Origin of the sequence: Bacteroides graminisolvens DSM 19988 = JCM 15093 (genome assembly GCF_000428125.1) — a bacterium.
In the GTDB taxonomy this organism is placed as follows: domain Bacteria; phylum Bacteroidota; class Bacteroidia; order Bacteroidales; family Bacteroidaceae; genus Bacteroides; species Bacteroides graminisolvens.
The window spans coordinates 1-21,753 of sequence record NZ_ATZI01000017.1 but is presented as its reverse complement, the minus strand read 5'-3'; the positions used below and the strand labels follow the sequence as shown (position 1 = coordinate 21,753).

Below are 21,753 nucleotides of genomic sequence, written 5' to 3'. Positions count from 1 at the left end.
CTATGCGTTATAAATACTATAACACTTGAAAAACATAAGTGCTTGATTATCAATGTACTATGTTTTTGTACTATAACACTTGCTACTTGCCGATGCTAATTGGTCATTCTTTCTTTGAGCCTGTAACGCCTTTGGTTGATAACTTGCGTATTGGTGCTTCCAAAGCAGTAGGCTATAATTGAGGAAGGCAAATTGTTCTTTTCGAGGCAGAGGAAAATAATATCTTCGTCAGTTAAGCGGGGATGTCGAAGACGTAACTCTGTTATCGAATCATTGTAAATTGCAAAAATCGTATCTCTTAGTGATTCTTGATCGGATAGATTTAATACATTGATTTTCTTCTTGTCGGCTGTATCTTGTTTGGCTAGTTTATTAATTTTCTTGTAAATAGCACTTTGTCTGAAGAAGGCATGTTGCACTTCCTCTCTTTGTTGATACAAGTCTTTTATTTCTTGCTCTTTATTTTGTATCTCGGCAGTATAGCTCTCTTGCTCTTTTCTTAAATAAGTGAGCATTGTTTCACTCTGCGTGATGCGTGTTTGCAATATTTTCATATCTTGATTCATGCTATTTATTTTACGCTCATATCTTAGTTGGGCTGTTTTCTTACGTTTGCTTATTTGTTGCAGAATGACAATTAAGATGAGGATAGCTATTATGGCAGCGGTAATAATCAATGCATTACTTAGTTGCATCTCGGCTTTGTGTTTTGCTATTTTTACTTCGGCTTCATGTTGATAACCTAACTTCTGTATCTCCGATGATTTATCTGCTGCGGCTATGGAGTCAATTACGTCTGTGTATTGCTCCAAATGATTATAAGCACTTTTATAATTATGCCTGTCTTTTTCTATTTCGGCTAAACTGGCATGTGATATAGCGAGAGCTTCAACATCTTTGGTGTTTAGACTGGCTTCCAGATAATGGCGGGCAGAGTCTGTTTGTCCTTTTTCAAGGTATATGCGCCCAATTGAAGACAGCCACTTGGATGTGTTCGTGTTACCTGTCGTGAAACTCAAAGCCTTTTTTGCATAATATAAGGCGCTGTCGGGCTTATCTGTGCTTTCGTAGAAAACACTGGCATGCTGTAATGTATTGCTTATGTAACAAGAATCATTTATCTCTTTTGCCAGTTGCATTTCCATGTTTAGAAAATGATGGGATTTTTCATTATCAGAATCCACTAAACAGACACTTGAAGCCATACTGGAAGCATATATCATTGCTTTTTTATCGTTGATAATAGAATAATATTTTAATGCAGTAGTGTATTTTTCGAGTGCTTCTTTGTAGATGGCCTGGTCAAAATAGATGTTTCCCAAGTCTTCATACACCATTCCTTTAAAACGAATTTCGCGAGGTGTATGACCGAATTCTTTTAACGAACCGAAATAGTATCCCATGGCTTCGTCTTCCATACCCATTGCAGTTAGGAGTCGGGCTTTATAGAATAGCGACCTGCCTTTGTTGAACCCCTTGCGATAATAGTCAATGGCAAGGTTGAGCAGGGAATCACAGGGAAGTAAATTACGTTCATTCCTATCGGAAGCATGCGATAACAAGAGCCCGTAATATGCATTTTCTTCTTTACTAGAAAGGGAATCAAGTGAGATTTGTTGTAAAAGAGTTAATGCTTGTTGTGGATCTGAATAAATTAGTGAATCAATTTGTCTTAGTTCACTCATGTATTTGTGATCAGTGTTGCATCCGCAAATCAAAAAGGACAGAATAGAATAATAAGTTATATGCTGTATTAAAGACCTGGGTTTCATTATTTTTGTGGTTTGCTTTGTGGCAAAGGTAATAATATTATTGCATATCCATGCTTATTTATTTAACGATTGACATTTTTTTGTTTTAGTAATTAGCTTTTTTTATTCATTTATGCGTTTATTTTATAAGATTTAATTTCTATTTTGTGGCGTTTTAAAACAAAACGCCACTTTTTATTTATAAACTATAAAATCTGATTGTATTATGGAGAATATGGAAACAGCCTTGTTGCTGCTTGTTGTTGGGATGGGGACGGTCTTTGCCATCCTTTTACTATTAATTTATTTGGGTAAATTTCTGATTGCCTTGGTTAATAAATATGCCCCTGAAGAAGAGGTTGCTGCCAAACAAATTATGCCTAAAGGTCCGTTACCGATACCGGGTAATGTACTAGCTGCCATTACTGCTGCAGTTAACGTGGTAACTCACGGAAAAGGGAAGATAACCAAAGTCGAAAAAATTAATTAAAATATAAGAGCTATATGAAAAAAGAAATTAAGTTCAGCTTGCTATTCAGAGACATGTGGCAATCGGCCGGAAAATATGTTCCCAGAGTAGATCAGCTGGTAAAAGTGGCGCCTGCCATTATTGAAATGGGATGTTTTGCGCGTGTTGAAACCAATGGGGGAGGTTTTGAACAGGTTAATTTGTTATTTGGTGAGAATCCCAACAAGGCAGTACGCGACTGGACAAAACCTTTTCAGGAGGCAGGAATACAAACACACATGCTAGATCGTGCGCTCAATGGGCTTCGCATGAGTCCCGTACCGGCAGACGTACGTCAGCTATTCTATAAAGTAAAAAAAGCACAAGGAACAGATATTGCCCGTACCTTTTGCGGATTGAATGATATCAGAAACATTGCACCGTCTATAACTTATGCCAAGGAGGCTGGTATGATTTCTCAATGTTCGCTTTGTATCACGCATTCGCCCATCCACACGGTTGAGTATTATACCAACATGGCGTTGGAGCTCATTAAACTAGGGGCGGACGAGATTTGCATCAAGGATATGGCAGGCATCGGACGCCCCGTTTCTTTGGGGAAAATTGTCGCTAATATTAAAGAAACTCATCCCGAGGTGCCGGTGCAGTATCACAGTCACGCCGGACCGGGTTTCAACATGGCTTCCATTCTGGAGGTTTGTAATGCCGGTTGTGATTATATTGATGTAGGCATGGAACCGCTTTCTTGGGGAACAGGGCATGCCGATTTACTTAGCGTGCAGGCTATGCTAAAAGATGCGGGCTTTCAAGTTCCTGAAATTAATATGGAGGCATATATGAAGGTGCGTAGTCTTGTACAAGAATTTATGGATGATTTTTTAGGCTTGTACATCAGCCCTAAAAATCGTTTGATGAATTCGTTGCTTATCGGACCCGGGCTTCCCGGTGGTATGATGGGGAGTTTGATGGCTGACCTGGAAGCCAATCTGGAATCAATCAACAAGTACAAAGCAAAACACAATCTTCCGTTTATGACGCAAGATGAGCTTTTAATCAAATTGTTCAACGAGGTGGCTTATGTGTGGCCGCGTGTAGGATACCCTCCTTTGGTAACTCCATTTAGTCAGTATGTGAAGAATCTGGCTATGATGAATGTAATGGCCATGGAAAAAGGGAAAGAGCGTTGGGGAATGATTGCCGATGACATTTGGGATATGTTATTGGGTAAGGCCGGTCGCTTACCGGGTCAGTTGGCTCCTGAGATTATTGAGAAGGCTGAGCGTGAGGGACGTAAGTTTTTCGAAGGAAATCCGCAAGAAAACTATCCGGATGCACTGGACAAGTATCGCAAATTGATGAAAGAAAACAAGTGGGAATTAGGACAAGATGAGGAGGAACTTTTTGAATATGCCATGCATCCTGCTCAATATGAGGCTTACAAAAGTGGAAAGGCCAAAGAAGACTTTCTAGAAGATGTAGCCAAGCGAAGAGCAGAAAGAGATAAGGCTCCGGAAGAGGAAGTAAAACCTAAAACACTTACGGTGCAGGTGGACGGACAGGCTTATCGGGTAACAGTGGCTTACGGTGAAGCTGAGTTAGCGGCATCCGGTGCACAGCCTGTTGCTCCTCTTGGAGAAGGAAAAGAGGTGCTTTCTCCGCTGGAAGGGAAGTTCTTCCTGACCAAGAATGCATCCGACACTCCTCTTAAAGTGGGTGATGCAGTGCAACAAGGGGACGTTATATGCTATGTTGAAGCCATGAAAACGTATAATGCCATTCGCGCCGAGTTTGCCGGAACAGTTACGGCCATTGGTTTTGCTCAGGGAGATGCGGTATCTGAAGACGATGTTTTAATGAAGATTGGATAATGAACGATATATTTGAGAATTTATATGAAATGACTGCTTTCAGCAATATCATTGCTGAACCGCAGTTTTTGATAATGTATGCCATCGCTTTTGTATTACTTTATTTGGGCATTAAAAAGCAATATGAACCTTTGCTGCTTGTGCCTATTGCTTTTGGTGTGTTGCTGGCCAACTTTCCCGGGGGCGATATGGGAGTCATACAAGCGGATGAGTACGGAATGGTGAATGTGCACGGGGCTATGAAGAATATCTGGGAAATGCCTTTGCATGATATTGCACATGAATTGGGGCTAATGAATTTTGTGTATTACATGTTAATCAAAACAGGTTTCTTACCCCCAATTATTTTTATGGGAGTAGGGGCATTAACTGATTTTGGACCGATGTTGAGAAACCTACGTCTTTCTATATTTGGTGCTGCTGCTCAATTAGGAATATTTACGGTTCTGCTGGTTGCCATTTTAATGGGATTTACTCCGCAAGAAGCTGCTTCATTGGGAATTATAGGTGGCGCTGATGGTCCTACGGCTATTTTTACAACCATTAAGTTGGCGCCTCATTTGCTGGGTCCTATTGCTATCGCGGCTTATTCTTACATGGCGCTGGTTCCTGTTATTATTCCGCTGGTGGTAAAACTGCTTTGCACAAAAAAAGAATTAAGTATCAATATGAAGGAACAGGAGAAGCTGTATCCGTCAAAAACGCAAATCAAGAATTTGCGTGTGTTGAAGATATTATTTCCAATTGTAGTTACTACGGTGGTAGCATTATTTGTACCTAGTGCAGTTCCCTTGGTAGGGATGTTGATGTTTGGAAATCTGGTAAAGGAAATTGGTACTAATACGTTCCGCCTGTTTGATGCTGCATCAAACAGTATCATGAATGCTGCAACCATTTTTCTTGGTCTATCGGTGGGAGCGACTATGACTACGGAGGCTTTTCTTAACTGGACGACTATCGGTATCGTTGTTGGTGGCTTCTTGGCGTTTGCATTATCTATCTCAGGCGGTATTTTATTTGTAAAGGTAGTCAATTTGTTTAGTAAGAAAAAAATCAATCCGCTAATTGGTGCAACGGGGTTGAGTGCTGTACCTATGGCTAGTAGGGTGGCCAACGAAATTGCGTTGAAGTATGATTCTAAAAATCATGTGCTACAGTATTGCATGTCCAGCAATATATCCGGCGTTATCGGTTCGGCTGTTGCTGCCGGCGTGCTGATTTCATTCCTTGGGTAGCTGAAATAAAAGAAGCTCCGATTGATTACTAATAGAATCAACAGGAGCTTCTCTGCCTTTATTGTTAACGATAATCTAAATACTAGGATTATATGCTGTCGCCCAGTATTGCTTTTATCTTTTATTGATTTTTTATAATTGTAGATATGATTGCTGGGTTGTTTTCTTCTAAAATATATTCTTTTTCATACACTTTGATTTTCAGGCTTTGACCCTTAATCAGTCTGACTTCAATATTTCTTTTGTTGATGCATAGCTGAAGTGTTCGTTCCCGAAAATTAATCTTAAAAGTATAGCTGTTCCATTTTTGAGGAATTGTAGGACTGAAACTCATCAGCCCCTCGAGTACTTGCATGCCGGCAAATCCTCGTACTATAGCGAGCCACCCGCCTGCCATACTGGTTATGTGCAAACCTTGCTCTAATTCATTGTTGTAATCATCCAAGTCAAGACGAATAGCATGCAGAAACAGATTGTAGGCTTTGTCTACGTAACCTACTCGTGAAGCTAAAATGGAATGCAGATAGGGTGAAAGAGATGATTCATGTACTGTGCGAGGTTCGTAAAAGTCAAAATTGCGACGGATGAATTCTTTGTCGAAGTTGGTGTAATATAAATACAAACCTAGCAATACATCGCTTTGTTTGATGTAACAAGAACGTAATATACGATCCCATGACCAATGTTGGTTGATAGGGCGCTCATTGGTCGGAATATCTTGTACCGTTTTTAATTCTTTGTCTAGGTAACCGTCATGTTGTACAAATATGCCCAGTTCTTTATCTTCAGGCATGTACATATTGTCTATGATTTCTTTCCACCGGTATGTCTCTTCTTTATCAAAAGAAGTCTTTCTACGGATACGAGCATACTCATCAGGGTATTCTAACGCTATCATCTCCAAATACTCGAGGGTCACATTTAAACATTGTATGCAAGAGTAGTTCGTGTACCAGTTATTGTCAACGTTGTTTTCATATTCGTTAGGACCGGTAACTCCTAATATTACATATTTTTGTTTGGGCTGCGAGAAAGAAACTCGTTGGCTCCAAAAGCGACTGATTGCGATGAGTACCTCCAATCCGTAATGAGCGACATACTCTTTGTTGCCGGTCATGGTGGTATACAACATGATGGCGTAAGCTATAATGCTGTTGCGGTGTATTTCTTCGAAGGTGATTTCCCATTCGTTATGGCATTCGTCTCCATTGATGGTAACCATGGGGTAAAGAGCTGCGCCTCCACTAAATCCAAGTTTTTTAGCGTTCTCAATGGCTTTAGGTAAGTGATTGTATCGATAAAGTAATAAATTACGCGCTACGTCTTTAGGATTAGACAATAAGAAGAAGGGTACGCAGCATAACTCTGTGTTCCAATAGGTATTTCCTCCGTATTTTTCGCCTGTAAATCCTTTGGATCCGATGTTTAGTCGTGGGTCGTCTCCCCGATAGGTTTGGTTCAATTGAAAAATGTTAAACCGAATTCCTTGTTGCGCTTCGGGATCTCCGTCTATGATTACATCTGTTTCGTTCCAGATGTCTTCCCACACCTTTTTATGTTCGTTTACCAGTGCATCCCATCCTATTGCTTTTGCTTTTTTACTTTCAGATACAGCTTCATCAACCAATAGCTGACGATCGTAGTAAAGCGAACTTAGAACAGCGGTATATTTTATCAAAGTGACCCGCTCACCGGGTTTTACATCGGCTCCAATACTGAACCCGGTCATTTTTTCTTTCTCTATCTTAATGGGATTCCCGGTGATTTCTTTGCTGTTTTTAAAGAGCTGGTATGTCATGCAACTACACACTTGCGAGTCTTCATGTCGTGTCTGCGTCCATAAATAAGCATATTCAGAGGTTGTTTCAGCTCGTAAAATATTCCACATCTTTTCATTGAAATTAGATGTCTCATGCTTTACGTCACCATTTATGTAGGGAACCAGTGATATTTTCCCTTCGTAATTGACTGATGTTACGCTGTATTTTATAATACATAGGTTTTGATTTGCCATGCTGGTTATGTGCTCAACATGTACTTTCAGTTTATGACCTTTGGGTGAAGTCACCTGGAAATCGCGATAAGAGATTCCCTCTTTCATATCGAGTCGTCTCTCAAAGGAATCTACATCCCAGAGTGCCAGGTCGAGTTCTTCGTCAATTAATCTCACAATAATTCCACTCCAATTGGGCGCATTCGGTATACGGGTGAAATAGTTGGGATATCCGTTTTTCCACCATCCCACACGAGTCTTGTCCAGAAATGAAATACCTGCCAGATAAGAACCTTGTAACGTGTCACTGCTATATGTTTCCTCAAAATTGCCACGCTGTCCCAACCTGCCGTTTCCCAAACTGAAAATACTTTCGAAAGCGCGCAGGTTGTCAGCGTGAAAACTCTCTTCAATAACATTCCATTCATCTGTTTTGAGGAATTTCTTCATGATATAGTGCCGTTTTAATAATAAATAACTGCTACAAGGTTTGTATCTTCTACAAAAATACTTTATAAAAATGACAATGCAAGTATTTCCCTTGTTTTTTATTTATCGTTTGTGTGTACCACTGTTTCTTTAACGAAATATACACAGCAGGCACCTATCATTAATAATGCACCGGCAAGAACTAACATATTTATTTGTTTGCCTCCCACTAAGTGTAAAATGCCGCCACCAACTACGGCTGCCACAATTTGCGGAATGCAAATGGTTCCGTTGAATAATCCCAGATAAGCTCCCATGTTTTTACCGGAAATGGAGTTGGTCAATATGGTGAATGGCATTGCCAACATCGCTGCCCAAGCGCAACCTATCAGTAAATAAGATATGAATAATAGATATTGATCGGTAAAAAACAGGGTGGATACAAAACCACAGCCACCTAACAGTAAACTTAACGAGTAAGCTAATTTGCGAGATTTGAATAATGGAAGTATCACTGCCCATACAACCGAGCCGATGGCTTGTACGGCAAATAGTATGCCTACCCAGTTCCCGGCTTCCTGGTAGCCGGCGTTTTGTACGTTAGTGGTATTCCAAACGGTATCAGCTATAGCTCCATTGGTATATGTCCACATGTACATAAAGGCGGCCCAGCTAAAGAATTGGACCAGTCCGACTGTCCAGAATACTTTGGGTGCATGTTTTAATAAGGATATAAAATCTGTTTTTTCTTGTTTCTCATCAGCCGTTATACCATGAAATTCTTCAAATTCTTTAGGAGGCATTTCTTTCACTTTGACAGATGTGTATATTACGCAAAGCATCAGGATAGCCGATCCGATGTAAAATGAGTAAATAACAGAATCGGGAACCGTTCCTTTGGCTGCTACATTGTTAATGCCTATCCACGTAAATAAAAAAGGGAAAAGGTAACCCATCAGACTGCCGGCATTGCATAAGAAACTTTGAATGGAGTAGGCCAAGCCTTTTTGCTTTTCGTTAACCATGTCACCTACCAACATTTTAAAAGGTTGCATCGCCATGTTGATTGAAGTATCCAGAAACATGAGAGAAATGAGTCCGAATATCATAGCTGTGCTTACAGCCATTCCGAAACTTCCGGCATTGGGGAGCAAACACATAACTAGTACCGCAACGAGAGATCCTATAAATAAATAGGGAATGCGTCGGCCGAATCGGGTCCATGTTTTATCACTTGCCGATCCGATAATGGGTTGCACAATAATTCCGGCCAATGGTGGCAGTATCCAAAAATAACTGAGGTTGTGCGGATCGGCACCCAAGGTGGCAAAGATTCGACTGATGTTTGCACTTTGAAGTGCATAGGCTATTTGTACGCCGAAAAATCCAAAACTGATGTTCCACAGTTTCCAAAAACTTAAATCTGGTTTTACTTTCATGGTATTATTTCTTAGTAATTATTATTTTGTGGTTCCTCGAACTACCAGATTGGTTTTAACAATCCGGTTGTTGTTTTTTTGTTCTCCGCTTGTTCCCTCTAAGCGGCCTATTAAAATCTCAAAAGCACTTTCTCCAACTTCTTGTCCGTGTTGCTCTACGGTAGTTAGTTTCGGATCTGTACTTTGTGCAATGGCTCCATCGGTAAAACCACAGATCGAGACTTCATCGGGTACTTTAAGCCCTACTAGTTTACAAGCATACAAAATGCCTGAAGCTGTTTCGTCGTTAATAGCAAAAAAACCGTCGGGACGATTCTTTTTTTCCAGCAGGTCGGGCGTGATGGCTATGGCTTGTTCGCGGGTATCGCATAATTTAATCATGTTATCGTCTACCGGAACTTTGTATTTTCTCATGGCATCCAAATAACCGTTTCTTCTATTTTTGGATATTTCCAAATGAGGTGGCCCGCTATAAAATAAAATACGTTTGCAGCCGGTCTGAATCATGTATTCAACGGCAGCAAAAGAACCGGCATAATCGTCAACAACCACTCGTTCGGTATTGATACCGGTACAAATGCGGTCATAAAAAACAATAGGTATGTTGTTGTTCAGGAGTTCTTGGTAGTGATCGTATTGAGAGGTGTCTTTAGCCAATGAAGTAATAACGCCGCATACTCTTGCAGCAAGAAAGGAGTGTACTATTTTAACTTCCTGTTCGTACTCTTCATTGCTCTGTGCCACTAAAATGTTATAGCCGGCTTTAGCCGCCTGCATTTCTATGCCGCTTAATACGCAAGAGAAAAAATGATGTACCAATTGCGGGATAATAACACCAATGGTGTTTGAACGACTGGTACGAAGATTCAGGGCCAAAGCATTGGGCTTATAATTATGTTCGCGCGCGTATTTGTTGATGGCATCTCGAGTATCCTGACTAATGTCGGGGTTGTCTTTTAATGCCCTGGACACAGTTGAAGGAGAGACGTTCAACGCCTTGGCGATATCTTTTATTGTGATCTGCGGTTTGTTCATGGTTCTCAATGTTTCAATCAAAGGTAAATAATACAAAGGAAATAACAAAACCATTGCATGTGGACTTTGTTTTAACTGTATGCAAAAATAATGGAACGAACCGCAATTGTTTGATTATGAGGTGTGTTTGATTCCGCATCGGAGTGCAAACGATTGCACTGTGCTAAATGCAGATTTGACTAAATAAGTTGTATCGCTCATGTTAAGAAGTCCTATTTTTGTTGCAGTGACAAACGAACAGAATGAGAGGTTCTGTTAGTGATGTGAAATGTATATTCAATATATTGTTAACTTTAATTTTAAGAATGCATGAAGCAAGTTAATCTTAGAATCCTTCGAACGATTCTTCCCCTGCTATTAGGGATGTTCTTGTCAATTGGCGCTTTTGCTCAACAGATCTCTATTAAGGGACATGTGAAAGATGTAACAGGCGAGCCAATTATTGGTGCTAACATATTGGTTAAAGGCACTTCGAACGGAACAATTACAGATTTTGATGGTAACTTTGTTCTGAATGCTCCTCAGAATTCTATTTTAGTATTCTCATTTGTAGGATACAAGTCGGCCGAGATTCCAGCAGCCCGTAACATGGTAGTTACGCTTCAGGATGATGCGGTGATGCTTGAGGAGGCTGTAGTTATCGGCTACGGTACAGTGAAGAAAAACGATGCAACAGGTTCGGTTACGGCTATAAAACCTGATAAATTGAATCGTGGACTTACAACCAATGCGCAAGATTTGATGGCCGGTAAAATAGCCGGTGTAAATGTTGTTTCCAATGGTGGTACGCCGGGTGGTGGAGCGACCATACGTATTCGTGGTGGTTCTTCTCTTTCGGCTAGTAATGATCCGTTGATTATCATTGATGGTTTGGCAATGGATAACGATGGCGTTAAAGGTTTGGCCAACCCTTTGTCAATGGTAAACCCCAACGACATTGAAACTTTTACGGTATTAAAGGATGCCTCTGCAACTGCTATCTACGGTTCACGTGCATCAAACGGTGTGATTATCATCACTACTAAAAAAGGTTCTGCCGGGGCAGCACCTAGTGTGGCATACGACGGTAATGTTTCAATGAGTAATGTCAAAGAGACGCTTGATGTACTGAACGCAAGTGATTATCGTAAGTGGATAGTAGCACTCTATGGAGAAGATAGTGATGCCTACAGAGCTTTGGGAAACAGTAATACTGACTGGCAAGATGAGATTTATAGAAATGCATTGAGTACAGACCATAATCTTACCATATCGGGAGGCTTGAAGAATATGCCTTATCGTGTTTCTTTGGGGTATACCAATCAGAATGGTATTATTGAAACTTCTAAATTTGAACGTTATACGGCATCTGTTAATGTAGCTCCTTCGTTCCTTGATGGTTATTTGAAATTGAACGGAAACTTGAAGGCGATGTTGGCTAAAAGCCGCTATGCCGATAGTGGAGTAGTGGGAGCAGCCGCTCGTTTTGATCCAACACAGTCTGTTTATTCTTCTGATGATGTTTACAAAAACTATTTTGGTGGGTATTTCCAGTGGACAACAAATGGTACTTCTTTGAATGATCCGAACTGGACGCGCACATTCAACTCATTGGCACCTGCCAATCCGGTTTCTACACTCGAAATGAAAAACGATAGAGCCACATCGAAATCTTTAGTAGGTAATCTGGAAGTTGATTATAAATTTCATTTCTTACCCGATCTTCGTCTTCACATGAATGGAGGTATGGATGTTTCAACCGGTAAGCAGAACACGGATGTAAGTCCTTATTCAGCTTCTAATAACTATTACGGTAGTTATGGATGGGAAAAGATTGATAAATATAATCTTTCTTTCAACTCTTATTTACAATATACTAAGGAGTTGAACATTCACAACTTTGATGTAATGGGTGGTTACGAGTGGCAACATTTTCACCGCGAAGGATCTTCACGGTACAATGGTTATTATCAGTCTACTCATACTGAAAAACCGGGTGAAGCATATAACCTGACAACAAAAGAATGGGCTTCAGAGAACTTTCTGGTTTCTTTCTTTGGTCGTTTGAATTATTCTTTATTGGATAGGTATTTGTTTACTGCTACTGTACGTCATGACGGTTCTTCTCGTTTCCACAAAGACAATCGTTGGGGAACATTCCCTTCATTCGCATTGGGATGGAAAATAAAAGAAGAGGCTTTTATGAAAGATGTAGATCTTTTCTCTGATTTGAAACTCAGATTAGGATATGGTATGACAGGACAGCAAAACATTGGTAGTGATTATGCTTATTTTGCTTCTTACAATGCCAACAAAGATGGTGCTTATTATCCTATCGGTTACGGAGATGGTGAGACTTATAGGCCCAATGCTTATAATAAAAACCTGAAGTGGGAAAAAACAACAACTTACAATGCCGGATTGGATTTTGGTTTCCTTAATGGTCGCATCACTGCTTCGGCTGATTATTATTTCCGCAAGACTGATGACTTGTTGAATTATGTATATGTTGCTGCCGGTACAAACTTTAAGAATCAGGTAAATGCGAATGTAGGTTCTTTGGAAAACAGAGGCTTTGAATTTACAATCAACGCAAAACCGATTGTTGAAAAGGATTTGACTTGGGATGTTGGTTTTAATCTGACATATAATAAGAATGAAATTACTAAATTAACCAGTGGTGAAGGCGAAGGATACTATGTTACTACAGGTGGTATTTCTGCCGGAACAGGAAATACGGTTCAGGCGCATGCTGTTGGACAACCGGCTTCTTCTTTCTATGTATACCAACAAGTATATGATAAAAACGGTAAACCGATTGAAAACTTGTTTGTAGACCGCAATGGTGATGGCGTAGTCAATGAAAGTGATAAATACTTCTATAAAAAGCCAACAGCAGATGTGTTGATGGGATTCACCTCTAAATTAATTTATAAAGCTTGGGATTTAAGCTTTTCACTGCGTGCCAGCTTTAATAATTATGTATATAATGATGTAGAATCAAACAACAGTGATATGGGTACACTCTATGCTCCTTCGAATTTTTTGGTTAACCGTCCTACCATGGTACTTGCCAATAACTTCCAGGGAACAGGTAACTACTATATGTCCGATTATTATGTACAGAATGCTTCTTTCCTGAAATGTGATAATATTACGTTGGGATATTCATTCAAGAGACTCTTTGGATTAGGTGTTAGTGGACGTGCTTATGCAGCAGTATCCAATGTCTTTACGATTACTGATTACAAAGGCCTTGATCCGGAAGTAAACGGAGGTATTGACAGAGATATCTATCCACGTCCGTTGGTTTCACTTATCGGTTTAAGTCTTAACTTCTAAATCACTTAACATTTAAAGAACATCATTATGAAATTAAGATATTTAAAATCAATTATACCGGCAGCAGCCTTGACATTGGCGCTCAGTGTAACCTCTTGTGTGAGCGATTTGGATGTTAATCCGATTGATCCGAGCACAACAATGGAATTTAATCAAAACGAAGTTTTTACTAAAATTTATGCAACACTCGGCTTGACAGGACAGGAAGGTCCTGCCGGAAGTGGTGACGTAGATGGAATCGATGAAGGAACTTCTGATTTTGTACGCTTGATATGGAATTTGAATGAATTACCCACCGATGAGGCTCATTGCAACTGGGGTGATGTGGGAATTCCTGAATTGAATTATGGCGCATGGGGAGCTTCTCACAGCCAAATTACAGGTTTGTATTATCGTTTATACTTTGATGTAACTTTATGTAACTTCTTCTTGGAACAAACGGAAGGAAAAACGGATGCGGAGTCTGTTGCCCAGCGTGCGGAAGCCCGTTTTATTCGCGCATTGAATTATTACTACCTGATTGATATGTTTGGCAATGTTCCTTTGGTAACAAGTGTTTCAACAGAGAACCCTCAACAAGCAAAAAGAAGTGAGCTGTTCAACTTTGTTGAAACGGAATTATTAGCTATTGAACCTGATATGAAGGAGCCACGTACTAATACGTATGGCCGTGTTGATAGGGCAGCTGCATGGTTATTGTTGTCACGCTTGTACTTGAATGCTGAAGTCTATACCGGTACTGCACGTTGGACAGATGCTGCTACTTATGCCGAAAAAGTGATGAACTCTGCTTATACATTGAGCACTACTTATAAACATTTGTTTATGGCTGATAATAATGGTAGTTCTGTTAATACAGCGAACACTGAAATTATCCTTCCTATTTTGCAAGATGGAGCTACAACCAAAAATTACGGTGGTAGTTTGTTCTTGATTGCATCAACACATAAGGATGATATGCCTTACTACGGCACTACCGAAGGATGGGCAGGAAATAGTTGCCGTCCTCAACTGATGGCTAAATTCTTTCCAACATCCGATGCTCCTAATGTAGGAGTTACTGAAATGGTTACAGCTGCTAAAGATGATCGTGCTTTGTTTTACGGAATTGATCGTACGTTGTCCATAGATGATGAATCCAAATTTGTCAATGGCTTCTCTTGTGCTAAGTATTCAAACGTAAGAGCAGATGGAGCTTCATCTAATGATTCCAAATTCACCGATACGGATGTGCCTTTTATGCGGGCTGCCGAAGCTTACCTTACTTTTGCTGAAGCAACTCTCAGAGCAAACAACAACATCAGTTCGGATCCCGTAAAAAATGCGATTAATGCTCTTCGTACACGTGCTAATGCAAAGACGGAGACTTCTTATACCTTGAGTATGATTTTGGATGAGTGGTCCAGAGAATTTGCATTCGAAGGCCGTCGTCGCTCTGATTTGATCCGTTTTGGCAAATTTGGTGGTAACTCTGATTATACTTGGCAATGGAAAGGTGGTACTCAGGCAGGAACCAGTTTTAGTGTAAACTATAACTTATATCCTATTCCTACCAACGACTTGAATTCGAACTCTAATCTGATACAGAATCCTGGTTATTAATGAGGTTGCAACAAGATTTAGTAATTAATAAAAAGTAATGATTATGAAAAAAATAACGATATGGGCATCCTTGTTCTTGGGATTATCTCTTTTCACAGCTTGTGAGGATGACAGAGATTCAAATCCGATATTACAGGATCCAACTGCTTTTGTATTGAATACGCCTGCCTACTCTACGGCAGTATATGACTTGTCGAAGTCTTCAAGTGTGGAACTGACTTGTTCGCAGCCTGATTACGGTTTTACTGCTGCAACAGTCTATACGGTTCAGGTTTCGTTAAACAACGATTTTACAACCGAAGGAACTTATACTACTTTAGCTACTACTTATACAACAGCCAAAATGAATGTTGATGCATCGGAAATTGCGACAGCAGCAACTACAATGGCTTTAGCTAATGGCAAGACAGAAGATGAATTTCCTATTGTGACCAAGATGTATGTTCGTCTTAAGGCGGCATTAACAAACGGAACGGGAGAAATATATTCCAATGTGGTTGAATTACAGAATGTTCGCGTACATTTCGCATTAAGTCCGGTTGTGTTACCCAAAACAATGAATATCATCGGAAGCGGTGTTGGCGGATGGGATTGGGAGAAAAACGCTATTGCAATGATTCCTACCTATGACAATAACGGTACGTTCTGGAGAATGATTTATGTTCCTGAGAAGGGCGAACTGAAGTTCAACATTGAAAAGGCTTGGGATGGCGTTGAGTTTGGAACCACTGCTACGTTGAAAGATAATGCAGAGGCTGGTTTAAGTGGTGACGGTAATATTGTTGTTGCGAATGCCGGTTGGTATCTGGTGGTTGTAAAAGCTGAGATCGTTGGCCGTAACATTGTTTACACCGTTGAGTTTAATAAGCCTGAGGTTTATTTGATGGGTGCAACAGCCGGCGGTTGGGATGTGCTTGATAGCAATCTGTTTGATGTTCCTGCAGATGGAGAAGGGTTCTTTATTTCCAAACCTTTTGCTGCTACTGACGAGGTACGTATGTGCGTTAAACTGAAAGATGTTGATTGGTGGAAAACTGAGTTTATCGTTTTGGCAGATGGTCTTATTTCTTATCGTGGTACCGGAGGAGATCAGGAAAGAATTAGTGTCAACGCAGGCAAGAAAGCTTACCTGAACTTTATGACTGGTAAAGGAAAGTATGAGTAATAACATTTAATCAGGAAATGAATATGAAAAAGATAGCATTATATATGCTCATGCTGGCATCAGCATTGGTTGCTTGCGATGAGGACTTTAACGAAGATGTTGCTGCTCCGCAGAGTTGGGAACAGGAAGATGGTAAATCGGTTTCTTTCTCAGCTACGGCTGCTTCGGCAATTGATTTAGCAACGGTTACGACCGATTCGGTTGCTGTTTGTTCATTCACCGCTCCGCCGGTGAGTGAAGGGCAAACGATTACCGGGTTCGATCTGAGCTTTGACCAAAAAATACTTTTGAATTTAACGCCAACGGGTAAAGTTGCAACAGCCGATTTACAATCGGCTGTAACACAGCTTTTTGGCAAACGTCCGCAAGCGAGAACCATGAAAGGTGTTGTTCATGCATACATGAAGACGAATGGTCAGGTGTTCCGTGCTTCTTCCGATACGATTAATATTATTGTTACCCCGGTGGCTCCCGTTATTGAAACGGCTTATTATTTAATCGGTAATATGAATGATTGGGACGGAGCCAAATTAGTTAAATTCAATCACAGCGGTAAAGATGTGTATGAAGATCCTTATTTTACTGTTATCGTTAAGGTGCCTGCCAATTGTTACTGGAAAATCATTCCTCAATCGAATGTGGATGCAAGTAATGTATGGGCTAACCCCGGCGTTCTTGGTCCGTCTGCTGATGGTGATACTTCTGCAACGGGTACATTAGTAAACGATAATGCTCAAGCCGGTAAAATAGCTGAGGAAGCAGGCTACGTTAAGTTTACATTGAATATGATGGAATCAACTTACACCATTGACTACATTGGTGACATGGTTCTTCAATTATATGTACCGGAGGCTGATCAAGTTTGGAATTCCGATTTGACACCTATTATTTATTGTCAGAACTATGACAAGAAGTATGATGGATATGTTAACTTTACAGCTGCCGGTCAAGCGTTTAAGTTTACCGCTCAACCAAGCTGGGACGGTACTAAATACGGTAACGGAGGAGACGGAACTCTCAGTACTGACGCTGACGCTGGAAACATGAGTGTAACCGAAGCCGGTTATTACCGCTTAACTGCTAATTTAGCAACAACTCCTATGACCTATACGGTGACCAAAACTGTTTGGGGAATTATTGGTGATGCAACACCGGGCAGTTGGGATGCTTCAACTGATATGACTTACAATGCAACGACCGGTGAATGGACTGTAACGGCTGAATTAACAGGAGGAAAGGTCATGAAGTTCAGAGCTAATAATGCATGGGATATTAACTTAGGAGGTAATGCAAGTAATCTGACTTATGGCGGCGACAATATGAGCATTGCTGAAAGTGGTACTTATTTAATTACCTTAAACTTAAGTGATCCTAAGGCTTATAAATGCACAATTGTAAAACAGTAACAACATACTGTTCAGTATAATGATCGGGGCTTCAACAGGTACACTGCTTGGAGCCCTGATTTTAAAATTTTAGTTTTATGAAGAGATATAAGTATTGGTTTTTATTATTGATTCCTTTTTTAATAGTTGCTTGCAGTGGTAGTGATGATCCTGTCATAGAACCACCGGTTGTTCTCAAAGAAGGTTTGAACTATTCTCCAACTGCTCCCGATGCGGATCAGGAGCTGACAATTACTTTTAAAGCAGGTAGTACTTCTGCTTTGTATAATTATGTTGGCGATGTTTATGTTCACATAGGCGTAATTGTTGATGGAAGCTGGAAGTATGTTCCTGCCGAATGGACGGAAAATATCTCAAAATGTAAAATGACCAAAACGGCCGACAATGTGTGGAGTGTCAAGCTGTCTCCTACTGTTCGGCAATGGTTTGCCTCGGGTGAAACTTCCATTCAGAAACTGGGCATTGTGATTCGCAACGCCGATGGCAGCAAGAAGGGCTTAACTGATGATGCCTTTGTTTCTGTTACCGATTCAAAATACAAGCCATTTACGCCTGCGGCTATTAAATATGCTACCTTGCCTGCCGGAGTAAAGGAGGGAATTAATATTGTTAATAGTTCTACTGTTACGTTGGTGCTTTACGACAAGGATAAGAGTGGTAATCACAAAGATTATGCGCATGTGATAGGTGATTTCAATAGCTGGAAGTTGACAAATGATGATAAATCTCAGATGAATCGCGACGACGCTGCCGGCTGTTGGTGGATTACATTAAGTGGTTTGACGGGGACTAAAGAGTATGCTTTCCAATATTATGTAGGAACGGCGGCAGAAGGTGCCACGCGTCTGGCTGATGCCTATAGCAGAAAAATACTTGATCCGGATAATGATTCTTATATATCTTCTACTACCTATAATGAAGACAAGACGTATCCTCAAGGAGCTGAAGGCATTGTTTCCGTGTTTAAAACAGAACCGGATACTTACACGTGGAAGAATACTGCTTTCAAAATGAAGGATAAAGATGATCTGGTGATTTATGAGATGTTGTTGCGTGACTTCACTGCTTCGGGCGACCTCAACGGAGCTAAGGCTAAATTGAGTTACCTCAAATCTTTAGGGGTAAATGCCATTGAGTTGATGCCCGTACAGGAATTCGACGGAAACGATAGTTGGGGCTATAATCCTTGTTTCTTCTTTGCGCTCGATAAAGCGTATGGAACTGACAAGATGTATAAGGAGTTCATTGATGCATGTCATGGAGAAGGCATTGCTGTTATTTTTGATGTGGTTTATAATCATGCCACCGGCTCTCATCCGTTTGCTAAACTTTATTGGAACAGTGCAACGAACAAAACGTCTGCTCAGAATCCATGGTTTAATGTGGATGCACCTCATCCTTACAGTGTGTTTCATGACTTCAATCATGAATCTCCTTTGGTTCGTGCTTTTGTAAAACGGAACCTTGAATTCTTGCTAAAAGAGTATAAGATTGATGGTTTCCGCTTTGACCTGACGAAAGGATTTACACAAAAAAGCAGCACGGAGAGTACGGCCTCAGCTTACGATGCTACTCGCATTGCTATTCTTAAAGATTACAACAGTACGGTGAAAACAGTCAATCCTTCGGCCATGATGATATTGGAGCATTTTTGTGATAACGCAGAAGAGAAGGAGTTAGCTAATGACGGCATGTATTTGTGGCGTAACATGAACTATGCCTATTGCGAATCGGCTATGGGACTTCCCGGTAATTCTGATTTCTCGGGCTTGTATGACACTTCAATGCCTATGGGCTCTTTGGTTGGGTTCATGGAAAGCCACGACGAGGAACGCATGAGTTTTAAACAAATCGCTTATGGTAATTATACGTTTAAAACGAGTCTGGCAGATCGCATGAAGCAACTGAAAGTGAATACGGCTTTCTTCCTTACTGTACCCGGCCCGAAAATGATTTGGCAATTTGGTGAATTGGGTTACGATTATTCCATCGAAGAGAACGGACGTACCGGCAAGAAACCTGTTAAGTGGGAGTATTATGATGATGCAAGCCGCAAAGCGCTTTATGACACCTATGCCAAGCTGATGACTTTGCGAAATGCAAATACTGAATTATTTGATACTTCAGCACTCTTTAGCTGGCAGGTAAAAGGAAATACTAACTGGTTGAACGGCCGCTTCCTGACTCTTGAAGGGGGAGGTAAGAAACTTGTTGTTGCAGGCAACTTTACGAATCAGGCAGGCAGCTATACCGTTACCTTCCCGCATACGGGCACGTGGTATAACTACATGACGGGAGAATCTGTTTCTGTGTCGGCTACTAATCAAACGATAAGCATACCTGCACACGAATTCAAATTGTTTGTAGATTTTCAGTCTAACTAAATTGTATTTGTATTCGTTGAAACGTAATATGTTAAGTGGCAACTTTGTGTATGCAAGCACAAAGTTGCCACTTTCTTTTTAAGACTATTTATTTCGTTTGGAATGCGCGTGTACGCGTGTTGCCTTAATTGGCTATAGCAAATGTAGCTAATGTTTGGGAACCTTTTCGAAGTTCGAGTTTATTGTCCTTAATTCTGTAATTATCCGTTTCGCTCAACGCTTTCAATACGGCATTTTCTATTTCCATACTTTCCATGCAGTACTTACGGGTTGAAGCCAAATCGCCAAACTTGAGACTCTTTTCTTTCAACTCTACAGGTCCCGAGAAATAATTGCAACCACTGTTGCCACTTGCCTGGTTATTCTCTATTTTTAGTGTCACAGGGTTTTCTTCGCTCGGTTTAAGTTCCTTTGAAGAGGTGGCCACAGTTCTCAATTTCCATTGTGTTGCTGTAATAGAAACGTCTTGTTGTGTTCTTTTTGATGTGGCACATGAACTTAAAATCATGCAAAATGTAAAAATAAGAATCGATACTTTTTTCATTACTTCATTATTTTGATTGGTTATTTATAGTCTAAATGAAGTAAAAGTGCATTGCTTGCTTCGTGAAGGGTGTAATTTAGATTTGTTTAACGGTCACAAAAAAAGGTATCTGTTGCAGATACCTTTTTTATAGTTTGTCACATAGCGTACAGATGCTTCTCTATAATTAGAATTTATATCCTATTGTTAATGCAGCGTTGGTGTTTTTCCCTTTTGGGCTTGCTGTGCCAAAGATATCTTCTACCTCATCTTTCACATCAATCAGGTTTGTTAATCCCAAATCGCAGTTAAGACCTACGCATAGTTGTCCGAATTCGGCATCAATGCCCAATCCCAATCCCATGTCGAATCGTTTTAGTTTATAACCTGAAGCTTCCTCAATATCATCATTGAAAGCATCAACACTAACTCCCCCCGATTTATATTTGCCATCTAGTGCGTATGCCAGATAAGGTCCTGCATGGAATACAATTTTGGTGTTGTTGTCAACGGGTAATTTATATCCAAAGTGGATAGGCAATTTTAGATATGACAGATTGAGTTTTACATCATCTTCTTTAGTACCTTCCAGTGAATAACTTAGTCCGGTTAATAAATAGAAATTGTTTTGTAATGCATAATCCATTGTTACGCCTAAGTTAAAGCCTACTTTGGCATCTCCTTTTAAATCTTGTGTCATATTAGAAAGGTTAAGACCTCCCTTTACTCCAAAAGTTACCGGTTTCTCTTGGGCGCTTAGGTTAACGCAAAGTAGTAATGCAATAGCTGTCAAGCCAGTTTTAATAGTCATTTTCATAATCTTACTTTTAATAATTCAAGTTTCGCAAGTTAATGAGATATGTTGACATGATGGCATAAAAAAGGCATAGGAGTTTCTGTATGTTGCAGAAAATGAGTAAATTTAAAGTGCAAACTAAAATTAATACTCGCCCCTATGCTTATGCACAAAGTTACAACATTCCTCTCAGAGATCAGCATCTTTTTCCGGGAAAATGATTCCCATAAAGCCATGTATACCATTATGGATGTGATTAAAGGGTTAAAAATGACAGAGCTATCCCTCTTTGGGACAAAGAGCAAATGCAACCATGTATATACATTGCTGCAAGTGT

14 protein-coding genes and 1 pseudogene are annotated in these 21,753 nt (G+C 40.2%); 9 read left to right on the top strand and 6 right to left on the bottom strand.

Annotated features, from left to right (window positions below):
- Nucleotides 1–95: 95 nt before the first annotated feature.
- Nucleotides 96–1,685, bottom strand: a complete 1,590-nt coding sequence (locus C511_RS0110720; protein ID WP_024997097.1) for a tetratricopeptide repeat protein — start codon at nucleotides 1,683–1,685, stop codon at nucleotides 96–98.
- Between the two features lie 292 nt (nucleotides 1,686–1,977).
- On the opposite strand from C511_RS0110720, the gene C511_RS0110715 reads away from it, so the two are divergent.
- From C511_RS0110715 to C511_RS0110705, 3 genes are read left to right on the top strand one after another with little or no spacing between them, the layout of a single operon-like run.
- Nucleotides 1,978–2,241: an OadG family protein gene (locus C511_RS0110715; protein WP_024997096.1), complete on the top strand. Its 264-nt coding sequence runs from the start codon at nucleotides 1,978–1,980 to the stop codon at nucleotides 2,239–2,241.
- Between the two features lie 14 nt (nucleotides 2,242–2,255).
- Nucleotides 2,256–4,088: a biotin/lipoyl-containing protein gene (locus C511_RS0110710; RefSeq protein ID WP_024997095.1), complete on the top strand. Its 1,833-nt coding sequence runs from the start codon at nucleotides 2,256–2,258 to the stop codon at nucleotides 4,086–4,088.
- Entirely contained in the window at nucleotides 4,088–5,323 is a 1,236-nt protein-coding gene (locus C511_RS0110705; RefSeq protein ID WP_024997094.1) for a sodium ion-translocating decarboxylase subunit beta, read from the top strand. The genes C511_RS0110710 and C511_RS0110705 overlap by 1 nt, the downstream gene beginning before the upstream one ends.
- A gap of 121 nt (nucleotides 5,324–5,444) precedes the next feature.
- Here the strand turns inward: C511_RS0110705 and C511_RS16685 are convergent, their stop codons facing one another.
- The 3 genes from C511_RS16685 to C511_RS0110690 all read right to left on the bottom strand — a co-directional run bounded on the left by C511_RS16685 (nucleotide 5,445) and on the right by C511_RS0110690 (nucleotide 10,219).
- Complete coding sequence (locus C511_RS16685) at nucleotides 5,445–7,766, bottom strand: family 65 glycosyl hydrolase domain-containing protein (protein WP_024997093.1); 2,322 nt, start codon at nucleotides 7,764–7,766, stop codon at nucleotides 5,445–5,447.
- Nucleotides 7,767–7,864: 98 nt separating this feature from the next.
- Nucleotides 7,865–9,184, bottom strand: a complete 1,320-nt coding sequence (locus tag C511_RS0110695) for an MFS transporter (protein WP_024997092.1) — start codon at nucleotides 9,182–9,184, stop codon at nucleotides 7,865–7,867.
- Nucleotides 9,185–9,205: 21 nt separating this feature from the next.
- Nucleotides 9,206–10,219: a LacI family DNA-binding transcriptional regulator gene (locus C511_RS0110690; protein WP_024997091.1), complete on the bottom strand. Its 1,014-nt coding sequence runs from the start codon at nucleotides 10,217–10,219 to the stop codon at nucleotides 9,206–9,208.
- Nucleotides 10,220–10,528: 309 nt separating this feature from the next.
- On the opposite strand from C511_RS0110690, the gene C511_RS0110685 reads away from it, so the two are divergent.
- From C511_RS0110685 to C511_RS0110665, 5 genes are all read left to right on the top strand, one after another.
- On the top strand, nucleotides 10,529–13,540 hold the full coding sequence (locus tag C511_RS0110685; RefSeq protein WP_024997090.1) for a SusC/RagA family TonB-linked outer membrane protein: 3,012 nt from the start codon (nucleotides 10,529–10,531) through the stop codon (nucleotides 13,538–13,540).
- A gap of 27 nt (nucleotides 13,541–13,567) precedes the next feature.
- A complete protein-coding gene (locus C511_RS0110680; RefSeq protein WP_024997089.1) occupies nucleotides 13,568–15,142 on the top strand; it encodes a RagB/SusD family nutrient uptake outer membrane protein in 1,575 nt (524 codons plus the stop codon).
- 43 nt (nucleotides 15,143–15,185) lie between these two features.
- Nucleotides 15,186–16,307 carry a SusF/SusE family outer membrane protein gene (locus tag C511_RS0110675; RefSeq protein WP_024997088.1) on the top strand — a complete coding sequence of 374 codons (1,122 nt, stop codon included), beginning with the start codon at nucleotides 15,186–15,188 and terminating at the stop codon, nucleotides 16,305–16,307.
- 23 nt (nucleotides 16,308–16,330) lie between these two features.
- Complete coding sequence (locus tag C511_RS0110670) at nucleotides 16,331–17,713, top strand: Outer membrane protein SusF domain-containing protein (protein WP_027318128.1); 1,383 nt, start codon at nucleotides 16,331–16,333, stop codon at nucleotides 17,711–17,713.
- A gap of 77 nt (nucleotides 17,714–17,790) precedes the next feature.
- Nucleotides 17,791–20,097: an alpha-amylase family glycosyl hydrolase gene (locus C511_RS0110665; protein ID WP_024997086.1), complete on the top strand. Its 2,307-nt coding sequence runs from the start codon at nucleotides 17,791–17,793 to the stop codon at nucleotides 20,095–20,097.
- 124 nt (nucleotides 20,098–20,221) lie between these two features.
- Here C511_RS0110665 and C511_RS0110660 read toward each other — a convergent pair whose 3' ends face one another.
- Nucleotides 20,222–20,641 (bottom strand): META domain-containing protein, encoded by a 420-nt coding sequence (locus C511_RS0110660; RefSeq protein WP_081698304.1) that lies wholly within the window; start codon nucleotides 20,639–20,641, stop codon nucleotides 20,222–20,224.
- 166 nt (nucleotides 20,642–20,807) lie between these two features.
- On the bottom strand, nucleotides 20,808–21,437 hold the full coding sequence (locus tag C511_RS0110655; RefSeq protein WP_024997084.1) for a porin family protein: 630 nt from the start codon (nucleotides 21,435–21,437) through the stop codon (nucleotides 20,808–20,810).
- Nucleotides 21,438–21,575: 138 nt separating this feature from the next.
- On the opposite strand from C511_RS0110655, the pseudogene C511_RS17930 reads away from it, so the two are divergent.
- Nucleotides 21,576–21,753: pseudogene (locus C511_RS17930) on the top strand (IS4-like element ISUnCu6 family transposase); the annotation flags it as partial.

Bases quoted from the DNA above. Each gene is read 5' to 3' on its own strand.
- C511_RS0110670 (WP_027318128.1), top strand. From the start codon at position 16,331: ATGAAAAAGATAGCATTATATATGCTCATGCTGGCATCAGCATTGGTT.
- C511_RS0110660 (WP_081698304.1), bottom strand. From the start codon at position 20,641: ATGAAAAAAGTATCGATTCTTATTTTTACATTTTGCATGATTTTAAGT.
- C511_RS0110710 (WP_024997095.1), top strand. From the start codon at position 2,256: ATGAAAAAAGAAATTAAGTTCAGCTTGCTATTCAGAGACATGTGGCAA.
- C511_RS0110685 (WP_024997090.1), top strand. From the start codon at position 10,529: ATGAAGCAAGTTAATCTTAGAATCCTTCGAACGATTCTTCCCCTGCTA.
- C511_RS16685 (WP_024997093.1), bottom strand. From the start codon at position 7,766: ATGAAGAAATTCCTCAAAACAGATGAATGGAATGTTATTGAAGAGAGT.
- C511_RS0110695 (WP_024997092.1), bottom strand. From the start codon at position 9,184: ATGAAAGTAAAACCAGATTTAAGTTTTTGGAAACTGTGGAACATCAGT.
- C511_RS0110665 (WP_024997086.1), top strand. From the start codon at position 17,791: ATGAAGAGATATAAGTATTGGTTTTTATTATTGATTCCTTTTTTAATA.
- C511_RS0110715 (WP_024997096.1), top strand. From the start codon at position 1,978: ATGGAGAATATGGAAACAGCCTTGTTGCTGCTTGTTGTTGGGATGGGG.
- C511_RS0110680 (WP_024997089.1), top strand. From the start codon at position 13,568: ATGAAATTAAGATATTTAAAATCAATTATACCGGCAGCAGCCTTGACA.
- C511_RS0110655 (WP_024997084.1), bottom strand. From the start codon at position 21,437: ATGAAAATGACTATTAAAACTGGCTTGACAGCTATTGCATTACTACTT.
- C511_RS0110675 (WP_024997088.1), top strand. From the start codon at position 15,186: ATGAAAAAAATAACGATATGGGCATCCTTGTTCTTGGGATTATCTCTT.
- C511_RS0110690 (WP_024997091.1), bottom strand. From the start codon at position 10,219: ATGAACAAACCGCAGATCACAATAAAAGATATCGCCAAGGCGTTGAAC.
- C511_RS0110720 (WP_024997097.1), bottom strand. From the start codon at position 1,685: ATGAGTGAACTAAGACAAATTGATTCACTAATTTATTCAGATCCACAA.
- C511_RS0110705 (WP_024997094.1), top strand. From the start codon at position 4,088: ATGAACGATATATTTGAGAATTTATATGAAATGACTGCTTTCAGCAAT.